Origin of the sequence: Streptomyces sp. NPDC051320, assembly GCF_040682175.1 — a bacterium.
Lineage (GTDB): Bacteria > Actinomycetota > Actinomycetes > Streptomycetales > Streptomycetaceae > Streptomyces.
Genome location: NZ_JBFBAL010000027.1, coordinates 1 through 19,432, shown reverse-complemented (window position 1 = coordinate 19,432; position 19,432 = coordinate 1). Strand labels below are relative to the sequence as shown.

The following is a 19,432-nucleotide window of genomic DNA, read 5'->3' as shown; positions in this document are numbered from 1 at the left end:
GACCCGATACTCTTCTTCACCTGAGAAGTGCCTCCGGCTTGAGCAGGAACAAGGACCTCGACAATCCTCATTCTTGCTGGTCAGAGGCACTTTTCGCTTACTTGACCACCCGTCGGACGGCCCGCTTCATGAAAGGGCGAGGCTAGTGGTCGTAGGCGGTCAGTGAGCGAAGAATGGGCTGGCCGGTGTGGTGGTTGTGCCAGATCGCGGCGGTCAGCGCGCGGATGCGCTGTATGGCACGGGTGATCACGCCGCCCGGTGTGCGGCCTCGGTGCTGTTCGAGGTTGAGCTGGCCCTTGAAGGTCTCGTTGACCGACTCGATCACTTGCCGCAGGGGTTTGAACAGTGAGGCGCCGGGCCGTTCCGGCTCGTCCTTGCGGGCCGACCGGAGCAGTCGGATGTCCTGCTCGGCCAGCTGGTGCTCGAAGTCGCGGCCGAAGTAGTTCTTGTCGCCGATCAACGTCTGTCCGGGCCGGGTGGCCACCAGTTTCTGTTCAGCGGCGAGCAGGTCCAGCAGGGTCTCGCGTTAGTCGGCCTTGGCCCAGGTCAGGGCAAAGGCGATCGGCAGGCCCTGCAGGGTGCACACCAGATGCAGGTGCAGGCCCCAAAAGAAGCGGCTGTGGCTGGCGCAGTACCCGTACTCGGCCCATCCGCCAGGTCGGAGCGCTTGACGGCCTCGCGGGAGCGTCCGCACTCCACCGGTGTGGAATCCACAATCCACACGTCGTCGCTCCATACGGAGGTGTCGGTGGCCAGCAGGCGGGTCACTCGCCGCAGCAGCTCGGCGGCCTTGCGCAGGCGCTTGTTGTAGCCAGGCTGCTTGGGCAGGTAGGGGAACAGATGCCGCAGGTGGGAACGGGCGTAGCGAAGCCACCTGGCCTCGGAGGTGAAGCCCAGCATGGCCTGCATCTTCGCGAGCGTGACCAGCTCGGCATCGGCCAGTTGCGGAGTGATCCCGATGGCCGGACGCCAAGGAGCCAGATGCGGTGATGCCTTCAGCAGGTCGTCGGTCTTCACATAGAGTGCGGTGGCGAGAGAGTCCAACACGGTCTTCACACAACGACGTTGGGCTACCTCCCCTTGTGCGCGCAGTCGATCCCTTGGAATCGATCATCTAGTATCCAGTGCGCGGGCGCAGCTGGGCGCCGACGTCATCGCAAGTACGCCGACCGGATATCGGCTCACCTTCGCTGAGGATCAGGTCGACAGTTCCACCCTGTTGCTGCACGCCGCCGCGAGCGCGGACCGAGCCAGGGCTGGAGACCATGCAGGATCGCTGGCTGCGGCCGAGGCCGGGCTAGCGCTGTGGGAGGGCACCCTCACAGGGTCGACGACACCGACGACCCCGTAGCCGGGTTGCGCACCGAGCGCGCCCCCGCCCGCGGCGCGCTCGTACGTGCGCAAGCCCTCGGGCTCGCCCGGCTGTCGGGATCGAAAGCTAACGGCCTCAATGGCTCAATGGTCGCTCCGCGGTCGTGGCAGGCCACGGTCAGCGGTTGCGTGCACTCATCGGCCGCCCGTTGTCTGGGACGTTCAAGACAGCGAGTGGTTCTCCGACTGCCCAGTCCTGCTCGACTTCACCGGAGAACAGGTTGAGATCAACCACGCACAGTTCGACGAACTCTCGATCACCTGCAACACCTAGCTGTTCTGTCTCCGAGAGGGTGAGACGGGCGTCGTCTCGCCGGATCCGACGGACGGGCCGGAGGCGGCGAGGTCGAGGAGCGTCATCTTGTCGTGGTCCGGGCTGCCGGGCGGCGCCATGTAGATGATGAGGCGCTGGCCTTGTGCGCGGTTGAGGGACAGCCCTTCGTGCGAGAGCGTCATCGTGCCGACCTCCGGGTGTCGGAGCGTCTTCTCGCCGTCGCCGATCGTGTGCACCTCGTACCGCTCCCAGAGCCGGTTGAAGTCGGGGCTCTTGACGATGAGCTCACCTACGAGGGCGGCGAGATCCGGGGCATCCGGATCGGTGCCGGCGATCGCCCGCAACTGGGCGACGCACCCCTTGGCTTTCTGTTCCCAGTCCGCCCACAGCTCGCGGGCAGCTGGGTGCAGGAAGATGTACCGTACGGTGTTCCGCTGCCGCTCCGGCCAGTCGGCGATGCCGTGGAGCAGCCGCAGCCCGCCGGGATTGGCCGCCAGCAGGTCGTTGGTGCGGCTCACGACGTACGCCGGGTTGGGCCGGAGCGTCTCCAGAAGCTGCGTGACCGTCGGACGGACCCGCCGTGACGGCAGGGGACGGGGCTCGGGCGCACGCCGCGCCGCGCGCGCCGCCAGCTCGTGCAGGAAGCCGCTCTCCTCCTGGTTGAGGCGGAGCGCGTCGGCCAGCGCCTCGACCACGGAGGGGCTCGGATGGGTCTCCTTGCCACGTTCCAGACGTATGTAGTAGTCGATGCTCACACCGGCCAGCGCCGCCAGCTCCTCCCGGCGCAGACCCGGCGTACGGCGCGTGCCGGTTCCGGCAGGCAGCCCGACGTCTGCCGGGCGTACGTCGCCACGGCGAGCCCGCAGAAACTTCCCGAACTCGGTCATGTCGTCATTATGCCAGCGTGTTATCAGGACTCCAGCCCGGAGCCTGGCCCTGTTACACCCACCTATGACGCACCCCGGAAGATCACGGTCTGCCTCGCCCTCGCGAGCCTCACCAGTCTGGACGGATGACCACTCTTGAACCAGCCCGCGCGTCACAGGATGCCCGGCAACGCACGGCCGCACCGAGGCTGATCCTGGCGACCACGTTCATGGGCATCTTTCTGCTCAACCTCAACACCATGGCGGTGAACGTGGCGCTGCCCGGGATCGGGCGGACTTTCGGCGGCAGCACGGCGGGACTGCAATGGATCGTGGACGCCTACACGCTGATGTTCGCCGCGCTCCTGCTTTCCGCGGGCGCGCTCTCCGACCGCATCGGGGCGAGCCGCGCGTTCGGCGTCGGTGTCGCGGTCTTCACGGTCGCCTCGGCGGCCTGCGGACTGGCGCCGGGGCTGGGCGAGCTGATCGCCGCCCGCCTGATCCAGGGGACCGCGGCGGCGATCATGCTCCCCTCCTCGCTGGCCCTGGTCCGGCAGGCCTTCCCGGACGCGGCTGAACGGGCACGGGCCATCGCCCTGTGGACCGCTGGCGGAGCCGTCGCGGTTGCCGCCGGCCCGGTGGCCGGCGGGGTGCTGTCCAGCACTCTGAGCTGGCGGGCGATCTTCGTCGTCAACCTGCCCGTCAGCATCGCCACCCTCGCGGTGTTGACCCGCGCGGAGCGCTCGCCGCGCCGTGCCACGCCGCTCGATCCGTACGGCCAGCTCACGGCGATCGTCGCCCTCGCGGCGCTCACCTTCGCGGTGATCGACGGAGGGGAGAACGGCTTCGGCGAGCCCGTGGTGCTGGGCTGCCTGGGGCTCGCCGCAGTGGCGACGGCCGCGTTCATCATGATCGAGGCCCGTACCGCTGCGCCGTTGGTCCCGCTCGACCTCTTCCGTTCGCGCACGATGACGGTTTCGGTCGCGATCGGCTTCGTCGTCAATGCCGCGTTCTACGGGCTGGTGTTCGTGCTGAGCCTGTTCTTTCAGGACGTTCTGAATTTGTCCGCCATGGCCGCGGGGCTGATGTTCCTACCGATGATGGCCGTGATTTCCGGAGCCAACCTGGCCTCGGCCAGGGCTGCGGCACGCTTTGGGCCGCGGATGCCGATCGCCACGGGACAAGCGATCTTCGCGCTGGCGATGTTCGGCCTGCTCTGGATCGACGAGGGCACCAGCAGACCAGTGATCGCGGCGATACTCATCCCCGTCGGCCTCGGCCTAGGTTTCTTCGTGCCTTCCCTGACCGCCGTCCTGCTGAATGACATCGCCGCAGATCGGGCCGGAACGGCCGCCGGGATCCTGAACTCCTTTCGGCAGACGGGCGGCGCGCTCGCCGTGGCCGTCTTCGGAGCCTTGGTGGCGGACCGGGGTCAGTTCATCGTGGGTCTGCGGGTCGCCTTGTGTGTCGCGGCTGTGATGCTGATAGCCACCACGGCCGCGGCCCTCATGCTGCCGCGCGGCCGTAGCTGACGGGACGGTGAGGGGGATGTCTGGCGCGGGGCCCGGTAATGAACTCAACCTGAGGGAGCCGGGCGGCGCACGCCGTGAGGGCGCTCCTCACCTCGCCTCGGCCGGGTGAGGGGCACCTCGACCTTCAGATCGGCTAGGCGAGCCGGTCGATGATCAGTGGCGGAGGGCCGCAACGGCTCCTCGCCCAGTCGCTGGCGGGCCTGCGTGATCTCACCCGAGGTCGGCACCTCCCAGCCGGCATCCCAGCAACCCCACCCCATGAGAGTGCCGGCCAGCCGGGCGGCGACCTCCTCATCGTCATCATCGGCGAACAACGCCAGCGCCATCGCCAAGTACACCATCACATGCGGCGGAAGCTTGCCATCAGCGCGTTTCGCCTGCTTACCCGCCACAGCGACCGCATCGCGCGGCACCGCTGCGCGCCAGGATTGCGGCGAGTTCAGCGAATACCGCTTCCATCAGCTCGGGATCTACACTTGCGGCGCAGGCCACCGATCTTCGTGTTGCGTCACAACATCATGAATATCGGGTGGCCTGCGTGACGCCAACTCAGTGTTCACCGACACCTCGAGCCCTGGCGCGTCACCGATACCGCCGTCACCAAGGAGGCCGCACCATGGAACCCGTCACGTTGATCACCGGCGGTTCGAGTGGGATCGGTGCGGCCACTGCCCGTGTCCTGCTCAAGCAAGGTCACCGCGTGGCGATCACCGGCCGCGATGCCGATCGGCTGGCCGCGTTCGCCGCGTCCACCGGAGCGGGCGAGCGGGTGCTGACCATCAGCGGTGACGCCGGTGACGAGAGCCATGTCGCCGCTGCCGTGCGTCAAGTCGCGGGTTTGTGGGGCCGATTGGACACGGTGATCGCGAACGCCGGGTTCTCCCTGCCCGGAACGCTGGAGGACCACGACCCTCCGGCCATGCGTGCCATGGTTCTCACCAACATCCTTGGCCCGGCCCTGCTGGTACGCGAGGCACTGCCACACCTGAGGAAGTCCAAGGGCCGGATCGTGATCGTCGGTTCGGTCGCGGGCACCAGGAATACGCCCGGCAACCTGTACTCCGTCACTAAGTGGGCTGCGCACGCCCTGGCCGAAAATGTCCGGCTCCTGGTGGCCAAGGACCACGTTCACGTCACTCTTGTCGGCCCAGGGGTTGTGGACACCCCATTCTGGGACGAGCGCGGTGGATCTCCCGCGGCGGCACCGACACTGACCGCCGAGCAGATCGCCGAGACAATCCTGTTCGCCGTCAATCAACCCGAAGGCGTGGACGTCAACTACCTCGTCGTACGGCCGGCCGGCCAGGTCAACTGACCTCGCTAGGCGGTCAGCTGTGGGCGACGGGGCGCGTGAGCAGCATCAGGTCACGATCTACGGCTGGAGTACTAGGCGGGGTCGTGCGAGACGACGCTGTTCATCGCCGCGGGGTCCACTGCGGTGCCGCGCCGGGATCGGCGGCGGGCGATCCCGGCGATGAGGAAGAGAACTCCGCCGAGGGTGAAGTATGTGTCAATCGCGCTCCAGGAGCACAGGGTGTAGAACGAGGGATGGGTGAGACCGAGTTCCTGCTTGTAGGTGAGCCCGGTCAGGCCGTTGTGCATCAGACCAGTGCCGCGCAGTGCGGTGTCGATCCACGAGGAGACGCCGCGCACCAAAAGGATCAAAGCACCGATCCAGCAGCACCAGGTGAGCATCCAGGCGGGGACCCGGCGGCCCCAGTCCTGGTAGAGAGCGAGCGGGACGATCGTGCCGACGACCCACGGCACGCAGTTGATGATCGCGAAGACCAGACTCCCCAGGCTGTCCACCTTCAACGACATCATTTCCGCCGCGGGCACGTCGCCGAAACCGAATTGTCCGCCGAACGCCCAGTACACATGGAAGGCCTCGAACACCACGACCCAGACGAATGCGGCCCGGCCCGCTTTCCGCAGCGAGTCCGACGGCCGCGGAGTGGTGCGCTCAGAAGTGGTTTTCGTTCTCTGGGAAGTACTCATTGGCGGGCTTCTCCTTGCGGGTGCGAGATCTTCGGGAGACGGCTGGCACGGTCAACTTGGGTAAAGATTCACCGCTTTCAGGCTCCCAGTTCCCACGTGGACTGACGTCCTACTCCTGGATGATCTGCGTCAGACTGCAGAGTTATCTTCCGGCCATCGAGCCCTGAAGGCATTCCTGGAGGGACGTAGCTCTGACGCAGGGATTTGTTGACTAAGTTCGTGTCCTATGCGGGGTTCTCGTTGGTCAGGTCATGGGGCGGGGTACGTGGTTTTCGAGGCCGGGAACAATGGAGCCGTGACGAAAGCTAAGCACTTGATCATGGTCGTGCGGTAAGGATCTTGGCGTTCGGCCGGGGACGGGGTACGTCGACGTTCTGAAGTGCGGCGAAGTCTGTGCGGGCCTGGTCGATGGCTTCGGGGTGCGCCTGAGCCTTCTCGTGCTCGGCCAGAGCCCGGTAGATGCTGGCGACGCAGGATCTGTCCCTTTTGCGCTTGCCGGTGAGGATGATCAGGTCTGGTTGGATCTGCTCGACGGACTCGCCGCCCGCGCGGCGCCGGATCATGTTTTGTTCAGCATGTCTCGCGGCCGCTGCCTCAGCAGCGACGGCCCGAGCCTGGCGCAACTGATCCACTACATCGGTACGACCCTCGGAGGATCACCTCCCTAGTTGAGTTAGGTCGGGTGATCTCAGGCTTCTGGCGGCATCTCGCCACCACTTCCGCCCCACCACCACCCAATGACCGCCTCCGACCTCACTGCGCCGAGATGACCACCCGCATCCACCATCCGGGACCAGATACCGGAGCCGTCGGTGCGCCCGCAACGGCCTGGCCCAGGGCTGACACCCGAGCCAACAACGCCCTGGCAGACCATCAGGCCCTCACACACCCAACAACGCGGCAACGCCCTACCGTGTAAGGACTGAGCTTGATCCGCTTTGACGGACACCATTGGTGTGGTGGTCAGGCTGTGAGTGCGGTCTCGTACTCGGCGTGGCTGAGGTGCTTCGCGTTTGATGGTCGAGAAGAATGACTCGGCGAGTGCGTTGTCCCAGCATTGACCGGTGCGGCTAGCCGAGGCTGCTGTGTAGTCGGTGCAAGTTGTACCAGCCCGACGGACAGTTGAACCCTGACCTCAGCTGCCAGGGACGCGAATTGATGACTGGTGGACTGGGCGAGTTCAACCGATCGATGCACCACCGGGTTGTCGAAGTGAGCGTAGTTGCTCTTTGAAGACTTCGGCGGGGGTCTTCCAGCCGAGGATCTTGCGGGGCCGATGGTTGAGTGCGTAGGCGACGGCTTCGAGGTCTTCGGCGGACCACCGAGATAGGTCTGTGCCTTTCGGGAAGTACTGTCGCAGCAGCCCGTTGGTGTTTTCGTTCGTCGGTCGCTGCCAGGGCCAGCGGGGGTCAGCAAAGAACACCCGCGTCCCGCTCGCCATGGCGAACTGGGCGTGACCCGAGAGCTCCTTCCCGCGGTCCCAGGTGAGGGTCTTGCGTAGTTGCTCGGGCAACTTGGTCATCGACTTCGTCAGTGCCGCGTTCATCGCGACGGCCCCGTATCCGCCGAGCGATGGCCCGTTCTTCACATACGGTTCCTCGCCCCAGCCGTCCAGTCGTGGCAGATGGACCAGGAGCGTGGACCTGCTGCTGCGCTCGACGAGCGTGCCGATCGCGGACCTACCCGTCCCAATGATCAGGTCGCCCTCCCAATGGCCAGGGACAGCGCGGTCGTCGGCCCCGGCCGGGCGCTCACTCAGAATGTCGTCAGCGGTGACGTGGCCCTGCGGCTTGTTTCGGGACCGCGCCCTTGGCTCCCGTAGCGCACGGCCCGTGCGCAGACACGTGACCAGCTCGCTTGAGCGCACCTCGGCCCTCGATGAACAGCGACTGGTAGATCGCCTCGTGGCTGATGCGCATGGACTCGTCATCAGGGAAGTCGATCGACCCGCAGCCGGAGTGCGATCTGCTCCGGGCTCCGGCATGCTCAACGAGGTGCTTCCCAAGGACGCCTTCCTGCTCGGGCGTCCGGTGCTCAACATCGGGTGTGAGTAGTTGCGATACCGGAAGTGCTGTTGAGATTGATCATGGTCCGGTTGGCGCCGGGGTGAGCGGGTCGGCCGGTCGCCGGATGCGGACTCGGCGGGGGCGGGGGATGCCGTCGGCGTCCTGGCGGTCGGCGAAGGCGGCGTGCGCCTGGGCGACGGCTTCGGGGTACGCCTCTTGCTTCTCGTACTCGGCGAGCGCGCGGTAGATGCTCGCGACGCTGGGGGCCTGGCCCTTGCGTTTGCCGGCGGGGATGACCAGATCGGGTTGGATCTGCTCGACCGACTCGCCGTGCGCCCGCCGCCGCAACACGGTGTGCAGCATGTCCTCGGTGATGACGGGCGGTCGGCCGCCGTGCTTGCCCTTACGGGCCGCAGCGTCGAGTCCTTCGAGGGTCGACTCCCGGATGTTCTCCCGCTCGGTCTCCGCCATCGCCGCGAAGAACGCGAACAGCAGACGGCCGGGCCCACTCGGGTCGTACATCCCGGGCAGCGGCCCGGCGAGCATCTCCAGGACCAGGCCGTGGGCGGTGAGGTGGTCGGCGAGCGCGGTGAGTTCGGCGGCGTCGCGGCCGAGGCGCTTCATCTCGTACACGGTGAAGATGACCCGGCATTGCGGGGCGTGGGCCTTGATCTGGCGGGCGAGGGCGAGCGCGGCCTCGAACTGGGGGCGGGCCGCACGCGGGTGCTGATCTTCTCGGAGAACACCTTGTCCCGCGGGATGCCGTGCTTGGCGAGCGCGTCGAGCTGGGACTGGAATTCCTGGGTGAGCGTCGAGCACCGTGCGTACCCGATGCGGATGTCGGCGCTCGGGGTGTCAGGCGCGAGGGTGAGCGGGACCGGGGCGCCGGGGCGCCACGGCTGGCCGGGCCCGCGGTCGGCGGGGGTGGGCACGCGCAGGAGCTTGGCGAGCCGCGGCACCTTGGTGAAACGGCCGGTGTGGTAGGTTCCGGCGACCGCGCCTGAGCGCGAGCGGCACGGCGAGCCGGGTTCGGCTCGGCAGCGCGGGCAGGGTTGGCGCTCGACGTCATCCGCGTCGCTCGGGGAGGCTTCTTGAGGGACCGTCATGGCACCGGATGCTGTCACAAACGATTCTCAGAAGCGCCCCGAACCCGCCTTTGAGTGAGAACGAGTTCTGCGAATCGAACCGCCAGTTCGCGAGCACCGGGCCACCGTCTTTGATCTTGCTCGGACAAAGGATCGTTTGTGAGAAGCCTCGGGGTATCGGCGGGGGCAGATTCTCACTCATGGTGACGCTGGGGCTTCCCGTGCTTGCCATGTCACGGGGAGGTTGCTTGATCTGTCTCGGCGGGAAGCAGTGCCATCGTGGTGGGGGGCTGCGGCATCACGGCCGCTGTGGGGAGTCTGCCCGACAAGCTCAGCACCGTCGCGCATGCGACCAGGAGCAAGGGGCCCAGGATAATCCACAACAGCGGAGCGGCCGCATCCAGCATGTCGGAGAAGCCGGCCGGGGCGAGGATCGCGGACACGCCCCACGTCAGTTGGTACACCGCGAGGTAGCGTCCTCGGACGGCGGTGGGCGCGATGGCTGCGGCGAGCGCGGAGGACGGTGCGGTGTGCATCAGCTCACCGACCGTGTATACGAGCGTGGCGGCCAGCAGGCCGGTCAGTTGCCAACCGCCCTGGGGGAGATACGCGACCGCGGCGTAGGCGCCGCAGGAGGCGGCGAACACCGCACCACCCAAAGCGAGCGCATGGGTACGTCGCGCTCTGGCCTGAAGCCGGCGTACGGGAAGCTGCCCCACGACAAGCAGGACCGTGTTGAGTGTGTACAGCACACCCAGCACAGCGGGGGGCGCACCCAGGACGACCACGGCGTAGAGCGGCAACGCGACCGGCAGGACGGAATGCGCGAGGGTGAACACCTGCTCGGCCCCCACGAGCGAAAGAAACGGACGGTCGGACAGGACCCTCCGATATCCGCCATGCTGCTGCGTCTCTGCCCCCGAGCGCCGGAGTTCGGTCTGGGGACGGGAACCGGCAAAGGCCAGGCACCCGGCTGCCCCGACGAAGCTGACCGCGTTAACGACTGCCATCACCGCAAAGCCGTGGTCGCCCATTACTGACAGGGCCGCTGCCGACAACAGGCCGCCGAGGCCGAAGCCTATGTTGCGGGCCATCGTCACATAGGCGTACAGCCTGTCCCGGTCCGCACCGGACACTATCGCAGCGGCGTAACTCGAAGTGGCGGGGTAGTACGCCCGGTCGCCGACGGCGATCAGAGCGGCAACGGCGATCAGAGCGGGAAAGCTCCCGACCAGCGGGTACAGGGCGAAGCCCACCGCCCGCAGCAGATAGGTACCGATCAAAACAGGGTGGGAGCCGAACCGGTCCACCAGTACGCCCGCCAAAGGGTTCGCCGCCAGGCCCGCGACCGCCGCGACAGTGACGCCCAAGCCCACGCTCGTCACCGACAGACCCGTCACCTTGTGGATGAACACCAAGGTCAGCGGGAGATACAGGCCCGATCCCAGGGCATCGACGAACAACGCGGCGAGGTAGGCCGTACCTCCGAGACGCCGGCGGGCCGGCTTTCGTGAAAGGACGCTCTGCATGCCCTGACTGTTCACCATGCGCCCGGATCCCCGCCTCGGCCGCCAGCCGTAGATACAGCGGTCAGCCACTACGCTGATGGGCCTAGGGCTCCGGGTGTAGGGCGCCGGGGTACATGGGGATCGCGCGCCGCAGCTACCCGGGTCCATTGGCTCATGCCTCTTGACTGTCGTCGTCCGGCTTGACCGCGTCCGGGTCGCGCAGCGGGCGCAGGCCCTGGCCGGGGCCGCCTGGCCTTGATGTTGAACAGGTAGCGGCCCAGGAGGTTCTTATCTGGACACTCCCGGGTGAAGTTCAGCGTCTCGGCGTCGCGCTCCCCGTCGCCGCTCGTTAATAGTGCTGTGGAGTACGAGCTGCGTGTGGTGAAGGACCGAGACGGCGGCATCGTCCGTCGCGTCAGGTTGATCGACGCATCCGGTTCCGAGATCGGTCCGGTCTGCCGGTTCTGGGGCATCTCAGTGATCGGGGGCTGTCGCCGAACACCTGGTGCGCCTACGCCTACGACCTGAAGTACCTGTTCACGTTCCTGGCCCGGAAGAGCCTGGACTGGCGGGACTTCCGCGCACCGGACGCGTTGCGACTGCTGGGCTTCCTGCGCCGTCAGCCGAGCCGCCGACCAGCCCAGCGACCGTTGATGGCGACAGCAGACTGCCAGGCAGGTCCGCTCCGCCGACCACGACGGTCAACCCAAGGCAGTCGCAGCTGACCTCAGGCGGGGCCACCCGCTCTCCGATCGTCCGCTGAGGGCAGTTGCGCACTGCAACCAACGAGACCATGTGCTCTTCGGAATCGCCGAGAATCCGATCCGCTGGGTGCTGGTCCGGTTGGGCAGGTCGGGACAGCCGGGGCACGATGCCCGTCTCCACTCGCAGTTCTTTGCCTCGTCCGAGACCGCGACAGCCGGTCTCCAGGAGCACATGCGCTAGATCGACGGCCCGCCCCCGACACCTTGATTGGGAGAACCTCAACAGCGTCAGCTGATCCAAAGATCTTGGAAGAGTCCAGATAAAAGTTGATGTGCCGGTCCTTGAGCGGGGAGAGGCGGGCGACGTCCTCGTCCTTGATGTCGTTGCCCTCGGCGCGGAGCTGGGCGACGGCGGCGTCCAGGTAGCGGGTGTTCCACAGCACCACGGCGTTGAGGACCAGGCCGAGGGCGGCGAGCTGGTCCTCCTGGCCTTCACGGTACGCCTGACGGATCTGGCCCCGGCTGCCGTGGCAGATGGCGCGGGCGAGCCGGTGGCGGGAATCCTGGACGGTGAGCTGCCGGTTCATCAGGCGGCGGTAGGTGTCGTCCATCGGGTCGACCAGGGCGAGCAGGTGCCTGGTCTTGTCGGCGGCCCACCAGGTCTCGTGGTGCCCGTCGCGAGCGCCATGGGCGCCTGACCACTCCCGCGGAACACGTCACCGACGCACCCCCGCCCGTGCGTCCGGGAACTCGGGTGGAGGTGCGGACAGGGAGAGGGTGTGGAAATGAATGAACGGGGACGGATACGCGCGGGGGACCCGGATGCCTTCGCGGAGCTCTTCGACCGATTCGCGCGCTCGGTCTATAACCATGCCTTTCGGTTGAGCGGGAACTGGTCGGCCGCCGAGGACGTGGTCGCTCTGACCTTCTTGGAGGCCTGGCGGCTGCGTGCTCGGGTGGACCTCGAGGGCGGCTCGCTGCGGCCCTGGCTGCTCGGTATCGCGACCAACTGCGCGCGCAACGTGTCCCGGGCGGCCCGCCGTTACGAGGCCGCCCTTGCCCGGCTGCCGCGCAGCGACGCGTCCCGGACTTCGCCGACGAACTGGTTGGTCGGATCGACGACACTGAGCGGCTGGTTGCCGCCCGCGCGGCCCTGGCCGGGATGCGCCGCGCCGAGCGCGACGTGATCGGCCTTTGTGTCTGGGCGGGACTGTACTACGCGGCGGCGGCCGAAGCGCTTGACGTCCCGATTGGCACCGTTAAGTCCCGGCTGGCTCGGGCCAGGACGAAGCTACGTAAGAAATCACGGTCAAAAGCCTTCACCTCAGAACAGGAACTTCCTCCCGAGCGAGGACAGTCACAGGGCAGCCGCACATCTGCGGCCTGGTCGACACAGGAGGGATCATCCCGATGAGCCGCACACCATTCCGCCGAGACAGGCCCGGGTGTGAGGACGTGGACCGGTCGCTCCCGGTCCCGGCTGAACGGGACCTGCCTACCGGCCGGCACACCGTCCTGAAGGGCTTTTAGTAGTGTTCACGTCATCTCCTTGATCCTTTTGGGCAGGACATCGCCCAGCTCGGGGACGGTGCGCAGATGCGCGAGCGCCTTCACTGTCTGGCTCTTCACCGTGCCGGTGGAGCACTGCCTGGTGAGTGCTCTCTGCTCGACCGAAAGGTCCTCCCAGAAGCGCAGTACCAGCGTCTGCCGTTGTCGAATCGGCAGTTGGCTGAGGGCTTTCAGCATGACCAGCCTGGTGTCGGCGCGTTCCATGACGGTCTCCCTCGCGCCCGAGGACGGCCCCGTGTTGGGGGTACCCGGCGCCGTGCCACCGTCTGTCAGGTACTCGCGCAAGGGGCTGCGGAAACGGCGCCGGTGCAGATTGATCAGGATGCGGCGGACGTAGGCGTCCGGGTCGTCCGCCTGTCGCACCCGGCGCCACGCGGTGTAGCAGCGCTCAAACGCGGACTGGGTCAAATCCTTTGCGACATGCGGGTCCCCGGTCAGCAGATATGCGCTCCTCAAAAATCGGGACCAGCGGACGCCCATGAACTCCCGGAAAGGGTCGTCCGACGACACTGTCATATCGACTCCATGTTGATTAGAGTCCATGGACGCGGGAAAGGGTTGCCCGCCGGGCACAGCGAGTTTCCGGGGGCCGTCAGCAGGCGTACTCCCGATCGTCACTAGCCTCGCGCTTTCGCGAGTGGGACCGTCCGAGTCTTGATCAAATAAGTGGAGAGTGCTGCTGACCTGCAACGATGGGACTTGTCGAGGGTCCTGTCAGTTGCAAGGAAAGAAGCACTCTCCAGGTGAAGAAGCGTAGCGGGTCGTACCCGCGTGTTCGTGTCGAGGGCGGCGGTCGTGGGGTGGTCTCGCAGGCCGGGTCGGTGCCGCTGGTCGAGCCGGGTGTGTTCGGCCCGGTGGCTTCCGATCCGACGGTCTCCCGTCTGGTCGATGCTCTCGCCGCGTCCGGCCCGAAGGCCCTGGCCGCGATCCGGGAGGCACTTTCCCAAGTACGCGAGCGGGTCTGGGACCTGGCCGGTCAGAGCAGTCCGGCCGCCGAAGACAGCGTCATCGTGGACATCGACGGTGTGCTGGTGCTCGCCCACTCCGAGAAGCAGGACGCCACCGCGACCTGGAATAAGACCTTCGGCCATCACCCGCTCGTCGCGTTCGTCGACCACGGCCAGGCCGGGTCCGGGGGACCGGTGGCCGCCCTGCCGCGGCTCGGCAACGCAGGCTCCAACACCGACAGCGATCACATCACCACCACTGGGCTCGCCCTGGCCCAACTCCCCAGACACCTGCGGCGGGGACGGCAGACACTGATCCGCACCGACTCCGCCGGCGGCACCCATGCCTTCCTCGACTGGTTCTCCAGGCCGGGCCGGTGGCTATCGTATTCCGTCGGAATGACCATCACCGACACCATCCACCAGGCCGTGCTGAACATCCCGAAGAAGGCATGGACACCGGCCTACGACGCCGTTCGCACCGAACGGCCCGGCGCCTGGGTCGCCGAGATCACCAACATGCCCGACCTGAGCATCTGGCTCAGGGGCATGCGGCTGATCGTTCGCAAGGAACGGCCTCACCCCGGCGCCCAGTTGCGCTTCACCGACCTCGACGGACTGCGGCTGACCTGCTTCGCCACCAACACAAAGGGCCGCCAGCTCGGACCGCACTGTGGGCGCGACCGTCATCTCGACGCTGGGTTGCGCTGCCCGCGAGTGGCTCATCATCAGCAGCCCGGAGCGAGGGCGAATCTGGTCCGACAACCGGGCAGATGACGAGGACCTGGAACCGCTGCTCGACGGCGATGGTGCGTCGACGACCTTCGCGCGCTGGTATCTGACATAGCTTGAGAAGCCGAACGTCAGTCGGCATCAGTCCCGGCAGCAGACTGAGCCGCAGGCCCGGCGGAGATGACGTCGAACTTCCTCGCCCAGCTGTCGGTGCGGGGCCCTCGTCGCGGAGGCCGAACGGTGGGCATCGCTGGACGATCCGCCGTTCAACGAGCGCAGTGAGCGGCGGCAGTGGACGCCGGACGGCGCGAAGCGGCTGCTGGGCCACAAGGTCGATATCCCGGTCACGGTCGAGGAGAAGATCCGGGCAGTCACCGACCTGACCAGGGACGATGAGGTGGCGGCTGCGCTCATAGCCTACCTGTTGCGCAGGCCGGCCGCTCAGGGTGGTGGGCGACGTCGGCACGGTGATCGTGAGGTGCTGGCCGCGATCGTGTTCGTGGCCACGTCAGGCCGCACGTGGCAGCAGGTGCCCGCAGCTTCATTCGGACCGTCAGGGGCGACGGCCCATCGGCGTTGCTCCGAGTGGACGAAGGCCAGGATGTGGGCCAAACTCCACCGAGTGGTCCTCGACGAGCTCGGCTCCCGGGGCGAGTTGGACTGGTCGCGCTACGCGATTGACTCGGTGAACATGCGGGCCCTGAAAAAGGGGACCTGACAGGTCCGAATCCTGTAGACCGGGGCAAGTACGGGTCGAAGATCCATTTGATCACTGAGCGAACCGGTCTGCCCCTCTCCGTCGGAATCTCAAGGGGCAACCTGCACGACAGCCAGGCCCTGGTCCCGCTCGTGCAAGGAATACCGCCGATCCGCTCTCGCCGCGGACCGCGGCGCCGCAAACCCTCCAAGCTCCACGCCGACAAGGGATACGACTACTCTCACCTGCGGCGGTGGTTACGCGAGCGGGGCACCCAACAACGCATCGCACGCAAGGGAATCGAGTCCTCACAGCGACTGGGACGCCACCGGTGGACCGTCGAACGCACGATGTCCTGGCTCGCCGGCTGCCGCCGTCTCCACCGACGCTACGAGCGCAAAGCTGACCACTTCCTCGCCTTCACGAGCATTGCCTGCACCCTTATCTGCTACCGCAGACTCACCAAATGAGATGACTCTTAGCTGCCGGTCGGCATAGCAGCGGCGGAGGTGGGCGATGAGGACCACTCGGTGGCGGAGAAGCGGGAGGCCGGCGCGTCCGGCCATGATCCGTTTTTGCAGCTTGACGTCGGTGATGCGGCCTACGGCCAGCAACCCCCGGTTGTTGGGCTGTTCGTACTTTCCTGCGTGCTCGGCCGGCGAGCATTTTGGTCGCGTCGGCGGATTTGCCGAGAATGGTGCAGATCTCCGCGAAGGGCACGGCGAACACGTCGTGCAGCACGAACGCCAGTCCTTCGTCTGGGCGCAGCGAGTCGAGGACCGTGAGAGGCGCGAGGCCGACGGAGTCCCCGAGTGCCACGAGCTCTGCCGGAGCAGGAGCGTCGTCGAGCGTCACGGTGAACTCGGGCAGCTGGTCGTCGAAGGAGACCTCCGGTCGGGCCCCGCCTGAGCGCAGGACATCAGGCTGATGCGTCCGACCACGGTGGGTCAGCCAGCCGCCGACGTTGCTGATGGTGTCGGTGTCCTGGCGGGAGAAACGCAGCCACGCTTCATGGCCCGCGTCCTCCGCGTCGGCGTGTGATCGGAGCACGCGATAGGCGACGGACGGAACCGGTCACTGTGGGCCTCGAAGGCATAGCCAATCGGATCCGTGGGCTGGGTGCCGAGCATGTTGTTACCTCCCTGGAAGCTGCTCCGTCATAGGGGTGACGGGCCAACGCCCCGCAACGTAACCCGATGAAGGAGTGCACTCGCACATGGAAAACCGACTCAAGAACAAGAACACGAACAACGCCGATGTGTGGACCGCGATCCAGCACCTCCACAAGGCGATTGCAGCCGGGGGCGTCGACCCGAAGCTGCTTGCGCTGGTCCACCTGCGCGCCAGCCAGATCAACAGCTGCTCGGCGTGCGTCTACGCCAGTGTCTCCGGAGGGAAGAAGGCTGGTGAAACCGACGAGCGGCTGCACAACGTGGCGGCGTGGCGTGAGGCGCCGTTCTACACCGATGCGGAGCGCGCGGCACTGGCGCTGACCGAGGGAGCCACTCGGCTACAGGATGGTGCAGAGGGCGTCACCGACGAGATCTGGGAGGAGGTCAACGCTCATTTCACCGAGGAGCAGATCGGCGCGATCAACCTGGAGATCGCGCTGACCAACTTCTTCAACCGGCTCAACCGCACCATCAAGGAGCCGGCTGGCCAGACCTGGGGCTGAGATCAGCGTGGCTCTCACCCACTGACCCAGCAGTGGTGACTGAGCTCGTCGGGAGATCGGACCCAGCTCCTCACTGCGGGGCCGCAGCCGGTCTGCCCTCGGTGATGCGTGGCCCGGGCACGGCGGCCCGGGCGGTCAGGTCCAGGTCGAGGCGAGTGTTCATGTCCAGCTCGAAACGGCCGTAGGGCTTCACGTGCGTCCGGAACAGTGGAGACGGTGCGCGCCTTCCGCTCCGGTGAGGGTGTCGGCCCACTTTGGGGCGGCGAGGACCTGGGGCATCAGCAGCGTGGTGACGTGGACCAAGGCGGACTGGAGCAGGTGGAGCGCGAGCATGGACACCTCCTGGGACTCCTTGTCCGCCCCGGCCAGGTTGCCGTCCTTGCCGTAGAAGAGGTCCTTGTTCGCCGAGTTCCAGTTCTCCCCGACCTGCAGTCCCTCGTGGATCTCGCGAACCGCATTTCCCCATCGGCGAGGTAGTCGCAGACGAACGCAGTACGCACCGCCCGCCCAAGTTCTTCGATCGCCTAGTAAGTGAGGTGCTTGGGGCCGCCGCAGGTGAAGCGGTGCCGAACCTGCTCGGCCTCGGCGGTGCCCAGGCGCAGGGCGGCGGTGCACTTCACGATCTGGTCGTACTGCTGGGCGATCAGGTCCCAGTTGATCGTCATGGTGGCCCTCATTCCGACCCGGTTCCGCGCCTGGCCCGGAACGCGGCAGCCTTGACTCTGCTCTGGCACGGCGCGCAGCAGAACTGGCGCACGGAGTTGCGCGAGGCGTCGACGTAGACGCGATCGCAGCGCGGGGCCCAGCACACGCCGAGTCGTCCGGCGAGCTCGCTGCCGACCGCGAGAGGCCAGCGCCGTGGCGCAGCCGGCGCTCCAGCCCACACCGTAGGTGTCATCGGTGCCGTGGAGGGACCTGCCACGGCTCACCCGGAACGCAGTCCAGCGGCCGCGCCCGGTCCGGCGCAGCAACTCGTTAAGGGCTGCGGCCGCGTCGTCCACTCGGCCCTCGTCCATCCCCTCGAAGACGAGGCGCATCGTGCGTGCAGCTTCAGCGAGATACTCCGCGCTTTCGGCCGGCAGCTCCCCAGGCGCCGGAGACTGCGCACGTTCCCCTGGCCACGCGGCGGGCGCAAAGGAGAGTAGCGCCTGCCCGACTGGCGCCGTGTACTGCCTGCCGCGGCGCTCGCCGTCGGTCAGCTCACTGACCAGGGACACGGCTGCGCCGAGCAACAACTCCACGTGACTATCAAATGGCACTTGACTGGTCACTCTCCTCGACCTATTGCCTCCATCCATATCGCGATTCGTCACCAACGACTTCGTCAGTCATTCTCGAGGGGGCATGCTCGTCACATCGTCCCGCCCGTGCGGGACCGTCCCCCGATAGGTCAGGCTGCTGATCGCGGCGCGCGGGGTCAACCAGCTCGGAGCGTTCTCACTTGCCTTCCTCACGGTCCTTTGTGCCGCGACTTCGGCGCGAGCACGGCCGCGGCGGGGGCGGTCGCGGCGGCCTTCGGCACGGCGACGATCGCGAGCCGACTGCTCGGTGGGCTGCTCGCGGACCGGATCGGGCGGCGGCGCATGAGCCTGATCGGCCTGCTCGGCTGCGCCGTCGCGCAACTCGGCTTCGCCGCGGCACCGGACCTGTCGGCGGCAGCGAGCTGCGCGGTGCTGCTCGGCCTGGCCTTCGAGCTCTACGAACCCCCGAGCCAGGCAATGATGGCCGACGGGACACGACCGGCGTTGCGTGCCCAGACCTACGCGCTGCTGACGACGGCACTCGCGGTCGGGAACACGGGCGGGGGCCTGATCGCGGCGCTCGCGCTGGCTCTTCGCGATCGACGCGGCCTCATGCTTGGCCTGCGCGCTGGTCGTGTGCCTCGGCATTCCTGCCGACCGCACGGCGGACGACGTTTCCGACGGTCACCTCCCGACTTCTCGCAGCCCGCGCGGCTGCGATCGCCCTGGCGTGACAGAGCCCTGCTGGCCACGACCGCAGAGGACACTATCTACGCCCTCGTCTACATGCTGATCGTCATGACGCTCCTGCTGTCGCTCGCGGCCTCAGACCTCAACCCGGCGAGAGCGGGAGTGCTGATGGCCGCGGCGACCGTGGCGCTCGTCGTCGCGAGGCCGCTGCTGCGGACTCGGCTGCTCGGAGGCCTGCCAGCGCCCGACGCCTCCGCGACCGGGTGCGCGCTCATGGCGGCGGGCTTGACTAGCTACGCCTCGCACCACCACGCTCGCTGCCAGCGCTCCTCGCTCCGACGGTCACTCGGAGCCTTCGAAACCTACTGCTGTCCGGGCTCATGTTCGCGGTCGTCTCCGAGCTCGCTTCGACCGGAGCCTCTGCGCGCCATCTCGCAGTCTTAGGGCGTGCAGATCTTTAACTCGTAGCTTTCCGCTCGGTGGTTCGTTGGTCTGGCATGAGCAGGTTGGAAGGACAACGGGCCGTGATGGCAGCCA

General features: G+C 67.0%; 17 protein-coding genes and 9 pseudogenes. 10 read left to right on the top strand and 16 right to left on the bottom strand.

What is annotated here, in order from left to right; all coding sequences use genetic code 11:
- Positions 1–142: 142 nt before the first annotated feature.
- Positions 143–1,056: pseudogene (locus tag AB0M87_RS32320) on the bottom strand (IS982 family transposase).
- Between the two features lie 58 nt (positions 1,057–1,114).
- On the opposite strand from AB0M87_RS32320, the pseudogene AB0M87_RS32315 reads away from it, so the two are divergent.
- Positions 1,115–1,425 (top strand): annotated as a pseudogene (locus tag AB0M87_RS32315) (AfsR/SARP family transcriptional regulator); the annotation flags it as partial.
- Between the two features lie 216 nt (positions 1,426–1,641).
- On the opposite strand, the gene AB0M87_RS32310 reads toward AB0M87_RS32315, so the two are convergent.
- Complete coding sequence (locus AB0M87_RS32310; protein WP_365859330.1) at positions 1,642–2,532, bottom strand: helix-turn-helix transcriptional regulator; 891 nt, start codon at positions 2,530–2,532, stop codon at positions 1,642–1,644.
- Between the two features lie 209 nt (positions 2,533–2,741).
- Here AB0M87_RS32310 and AB0M87_RS32305 point away from each other — a divergent pair, with 209 nt between their 5' ends.
- Entirely contained in the window at positions 2,742–4,043 is a 1,302-nt protein-coding gene (locus AB0M87_RS32305) for an MFS transporter (protein ID WP_365859328.1), read from the top strand.
- A 44-nt stretch (positions 4,044–4,087) separates the two neighbouring features.
- Here the strand turns inward: AB0M87_RS32305 and AB0M87_RS32300 are convergent, their stop codons facing one another.
- Positions 4,088–4,435 carry a transposase domain-containing protein gene (locus AB0M87_RS32300; RefSeq protein WP_365859339.1) on the bottom strand — a complete coding sequence of 116 codons (348 nt, stop codon included), beginning with the start codon at positions 4,433–4,435 and terminating at the stop codon, positions 4,088–4,090.
- Positions 4,436–4,659: 224 nt separating this feature from the next.
- Here AB0M87_RS32300 and AB0M87_RS32295 point away from each other — a divergent pair, with 224 nt between their 5' ends.
- Positions 4,660–5,358: an SDR family oxidoreductase gene (locus AB0M87_RS32295; RefSeq protein ID WP_365859326.1), complete on the top strand. Its 699-nt coding sequence runs from the start codon at positions 4,660–4,662 to the stop codon at positions 5,356–5,358.
- A 71-nt stretch (positions 5,359–5,429) separates the two neighbouring features.
- Here the strand turns inward: AB0M87_RS32295 and AB0M87_RS32290 are convergent, their stop codons facing one another.
- From AB0M87_RS32290 to AB0M87_RS32265, 6 genes and pseudogenes are all read right to left on the bottom strand, one after another.
- Entirely contained in the window at positions 5,430–6,041 is a 612-nt protein-coding gene (locus AB0M87_RS32290) for a DUF3995 domain-containing protein (protein ID WP_365859324.1), read from the bottom strand.
- 317 nt (positions 6,042–6,358) lie between these two features.
- Positions 6,359–6,604, bottom strand: coding sequence for a hypothetical protein (locus AB0M87_RS32285; protein ID WP_365859322.1), 246 nt, complete (start codon positions 6,602–6,604; stop codon positions 6,359–6,361).
- 617 nt (positions 6,605–7,221) lie between these two features.
- A pseudogene (locus AB0M87_RS32280) lies at positions 7,222–8,018 on the bottom strand (IS30 family transposase); the annotation flags it as partial.
- A gap of 107 nt (positions 8,019–8,125) precedes the next feature.
- The gene (locus AB0M87_RS32275) at positions 8,126–8,719 is read right to left on the bottom strand and encodes a recombinase family protein (RefSeq protein WP_365859337.1); all 594 of its coding nucleotides are present in this window, start codon (positions 8,717–8,719) and stop codon (positions 8,126–8,128) included.
- Entirely contained in the window at positions 8,668–9,153 is a 486-nt protein-coding gene (locus AB0M87_RS32270) for a hypothetical protein (protein ID WP_365859341.1), read from the bottom strand. Before AB0M87_RS32270 ends, AB0M87_RS32275 begins: the two co-directional genes overlap by 52 nt.
- 212 nt (positions 9,154–9,365) lie before the next feature.
- The gene (locus AB0M87_RS32265) at positions 9,366–10,661 is read right to left on the bottom strand and encodes an MFS transporter (RefSeq protein WP_365859320.1); all 1,296 of its coding nucleotides are present in this window, start codon (positions 10,659–10,661) and stop codon (positions 9,366–9,368) included.
- A gap of 410 nt (positions 10,662–11,071) precedes the next feature.
- Here AB0M87_RS32265 and AB0M87_RS32260 point away from each other — a divergent pair, with 410 nt between their 5' ends.
- Positions 11,072–11,365 (top strand): site-specific integrase, encoded by a 294-nt coding sequence (locus AB0M87_RS32260; RefSeq protein WP_365859334.1) that lies wholly within the window; start codon positions 11,072–11,074, stop codon positions 11,363–11,365.
- Between the two features lie 305 nt (positions 11,366–11,670).
- Here AB0M87_RS32260 and AB0M87_RS32255 read toward each other — a convergent pair.
- Positions 11,671–11,988: pseudogene (locus tag AB0M87_RS32255) on the bottom strand (Tn3 family transposase); the annotation flags it as partial.
- A 141-nt stretch (positions 11,989–12,129) separates the two neighbouring features.
- Here AB0M87_RS32255 and AB0M87_RS32250 point away from each other — a divergent pair.
- Positions 12,130–12,758: pseudogene (locus tag AB0M87_RS32250) on the top strand (sigma-70 family RNA polymerase sigma factor).
- A 122-nt stretch (positions 12,759–12,880) separates the two neighbouring features.
- On the opposite strand, the gene AB0M87_RS32245 reads toward AB0M87_RS32250, so the two are convergent.
- Positions 12,881–13,429, bottom strand: coding sequence for a SigE family RNA polymerase sigma factor (locus tag AB0M87_RS32245; RefSeq protein WP_365859318.1), 549 nt, complete (start codon positions 13,427–13,429; stop codon positions 12,881–12,883).
- 227 nt (positions 13,430–13,656) lie between these two features.
- Between AB0M87_RS32245 and AB0M87_RS32240 the strand changes: the two are divergent.
- From AB0M87_RS32240 to AB0M87_RS32230, 3 pseudogenes are all read left to right on the top strand, one after another.
- A pseudogene (locus AB0M87_RS32240) lies at positions 13,657–14,523 on the top strand (transposase); the annotation flags it as partial.
- A 307-nt stretch (positions 14,524–14,830) separates the two neighbouring features.
- Positions 14,831–15,022: pseudogene (locus AB0M87_RS32235) on the top strand (DUF6192 family protein); the annotation flags it as partial.
- Positions 15,023–15,034: 12 nt separating this feature from the next.
- Positions 15,035–15,759, top strand: a pseudogene (locus AB0M87_RS32230) (IS5 family transposase); the annotation flags it as partial.
- Positions 15,760–15,907: 148 nt separating this feature from the next.
- Here AB0M87_RS32230 and AB0M87_RS32225 read toward each other — a convergent pair.
- Positions 15,908–16,419 (bottom strand): annotated as a pseudogene (locus tag AB0M87_RS32225) (sigma factor-like helix-turn-helix DNA-binding protein); the annotation flags it as partial.
- Positions 16,420–16,505: 86 nt separating this feature from the next.
- Between AB0M87_RS32225 and AB0M87_RS32220 the strand changes: the two are divergent.
- Entirely contained in the window at positions 16,506–16,964 is a 459-nt protein-coding gene (locus tag AB0M87_RS32220) for a carboxymuconolactone decarboxylase family protein (RefSeq protein ID WP_365859316.1), read from the top strand.
- A gap of 70 nt (positions 16,965–17,034) precedes the next feature.
- Here AB0M87_RS32220 and AB0M87_RS32215 read toward each other — a convergent pair whose 3' ends face one another.
- From AB0M87_RS32215 to AB0M87_RS32200, 4 genes are all read right to left on the bottom strand, one after another.
- Positions 17,035–17,157, bottom strand: a complete 123-nt coding sequence (locus AB0M87_RS32215) for a hypothetical protein (protein WP_365859314.1) — start codon at positions 17,155–17,157, stop codon at positions 17,035–17,037.
- Positions 17,154–17,396, bottom strand: coding sequence for a Tn3 family transposase (locus AB0M87_RS32210; RefSeq protein WP_365859332.1), 243 nt, complete (start codon positions 17,394–17,396; stop codon positions 17,154–17,156). The genes AB0M87_RS32215 and AB0M87_RS32210 overlap by 4 nt, the downstream gene beginning before the upstream one ends.
- A 92-nt stretch (positions 17,397–17,488) precedes the next feature.
- The gene (locus AB0M87_RS32205; RefSeq protein ID WP_365859312.1) at positions 17,489–17,629 is read right to left on the bottom strand and encodes a Tn3 family transposase; all 141 of its coding nucleotides are present in this window, start codon (positions 17,627–17,629) and stop codon (positions 17,489–17,491) included.
- Positions 17,630–17,637: 8 nt separating this feature from the next.
- The gene (locus AB0M87_RS32200; protein WP_365859310.1) at positions 17,638–17,862 is read right to left on the bottom strand and encodes a CGNR zinc finger domain-containing protein; all 225 of its coding nucleotides are present in this window, start codon (positions 17,860–17,862) and stop codon (positions 17,638–17,640) included.
- Positions 17,863–18,424: 562 nt separating this feature from the next.
- On the opposite strand from AB0M87_RS32200, the gene AB0M87_RS32195 reads away from it, so the two are divergent.
- Complete coding sequence (locus AB0M87_RS32195) at positions 18,425–19,339, top strand: MFS transporter (protein WP_365859308.1); 915 nt, start codon at positions 18,425–18,427, stop codon at positions 19,337–19,339.
- The last annotated feature ends 93 nt before the right edge of the window (positions 19,340–19,432 follow it).

Excerpts from the sequence above, each read along its gene's own strand:
- AB0M87_RS32245 (WP_365859318.1), bottom strand. The coding sequence starts at position 13,429 with ATGACAGTGTCGTCGGACGACCCTTTCCGGGAGTTCATGGGCGTCCGC.
- AB0M87_RS32205 (WP_365859312.1), bottom strand. The coding sequence starts at position 17,629 with ATGACGATCAACTGGGACCTGATCGCCCAGCAGTACGACCAGATCGTG.
- AB0M87_RS32200 (WP_365859310.1), bottom strand. The coding sequence starts at position 17,862 with ATGACACCTACGGTGTGGGCTGGAGCGCCGGCTGCGCCACGGCGCTGG.
- AB0M87_RS32310 (WP_365859330.1), bottom strand. The coding sequence starts at position 2,532 with ATGACCGAGTTCGGGAAGTTTCTGCGGGCTCGCCGTGGCGACGTACGC.
- AB0M87_RS32305 (WP_365859328.1), top strand. The coding sequence starts at position 2,742 with ATGGGCATCTTTCTGCTCAACCTCAACACCATGGCGGTGAACGTGGCG.
- AB0M87_RS32295 (WP_365859326.1), top strand. The coding sequence starts at position 4,660 with ATGGAACCCGTCACGTTGATCACCGGCGGTTCGAGTGGGATCGGTGCG.
- AB0M87_RS32270 (WP_365859341.1), bottom strand. The coding sequence starts at position 9,153 with ATGACGGTCCCTCAAGAAGCCTCCCCGAGCGACGCGGATGACGTCGAG.
- AB0M87_RS32265 (WP_365859320.1), bottom strand. The coding sequence starts at position 10,661 with ATGCAGAGCGTCCTTTCACGAAAGCCGGCCCGCCGGCGTCTCGGAGGT.
- AB0M87_RS32220 (WP_365859316.1), top strand. The coding sequence starts at position 16,506 with ATGGAAAACCGACTCAAGAACAAGAACACGAACAACGCCGATGTGTGG.
- AB0M87_RS32290 (WP_365859324.1), bottom strand. The coding sequence starts at position 6,041 with ATGAGTACTTCCCAGAGAACGAAAACCACTTCTGAGCGCACCACTCCG.
- AB0M87_RS32285 (WP_365859322.1), bottom strand. The coding sequence starts at position 6,604 with ATGATCCGGCGCCGCGCGGGCGGCGAGTCCGTCGAGCAGATCCAACCA.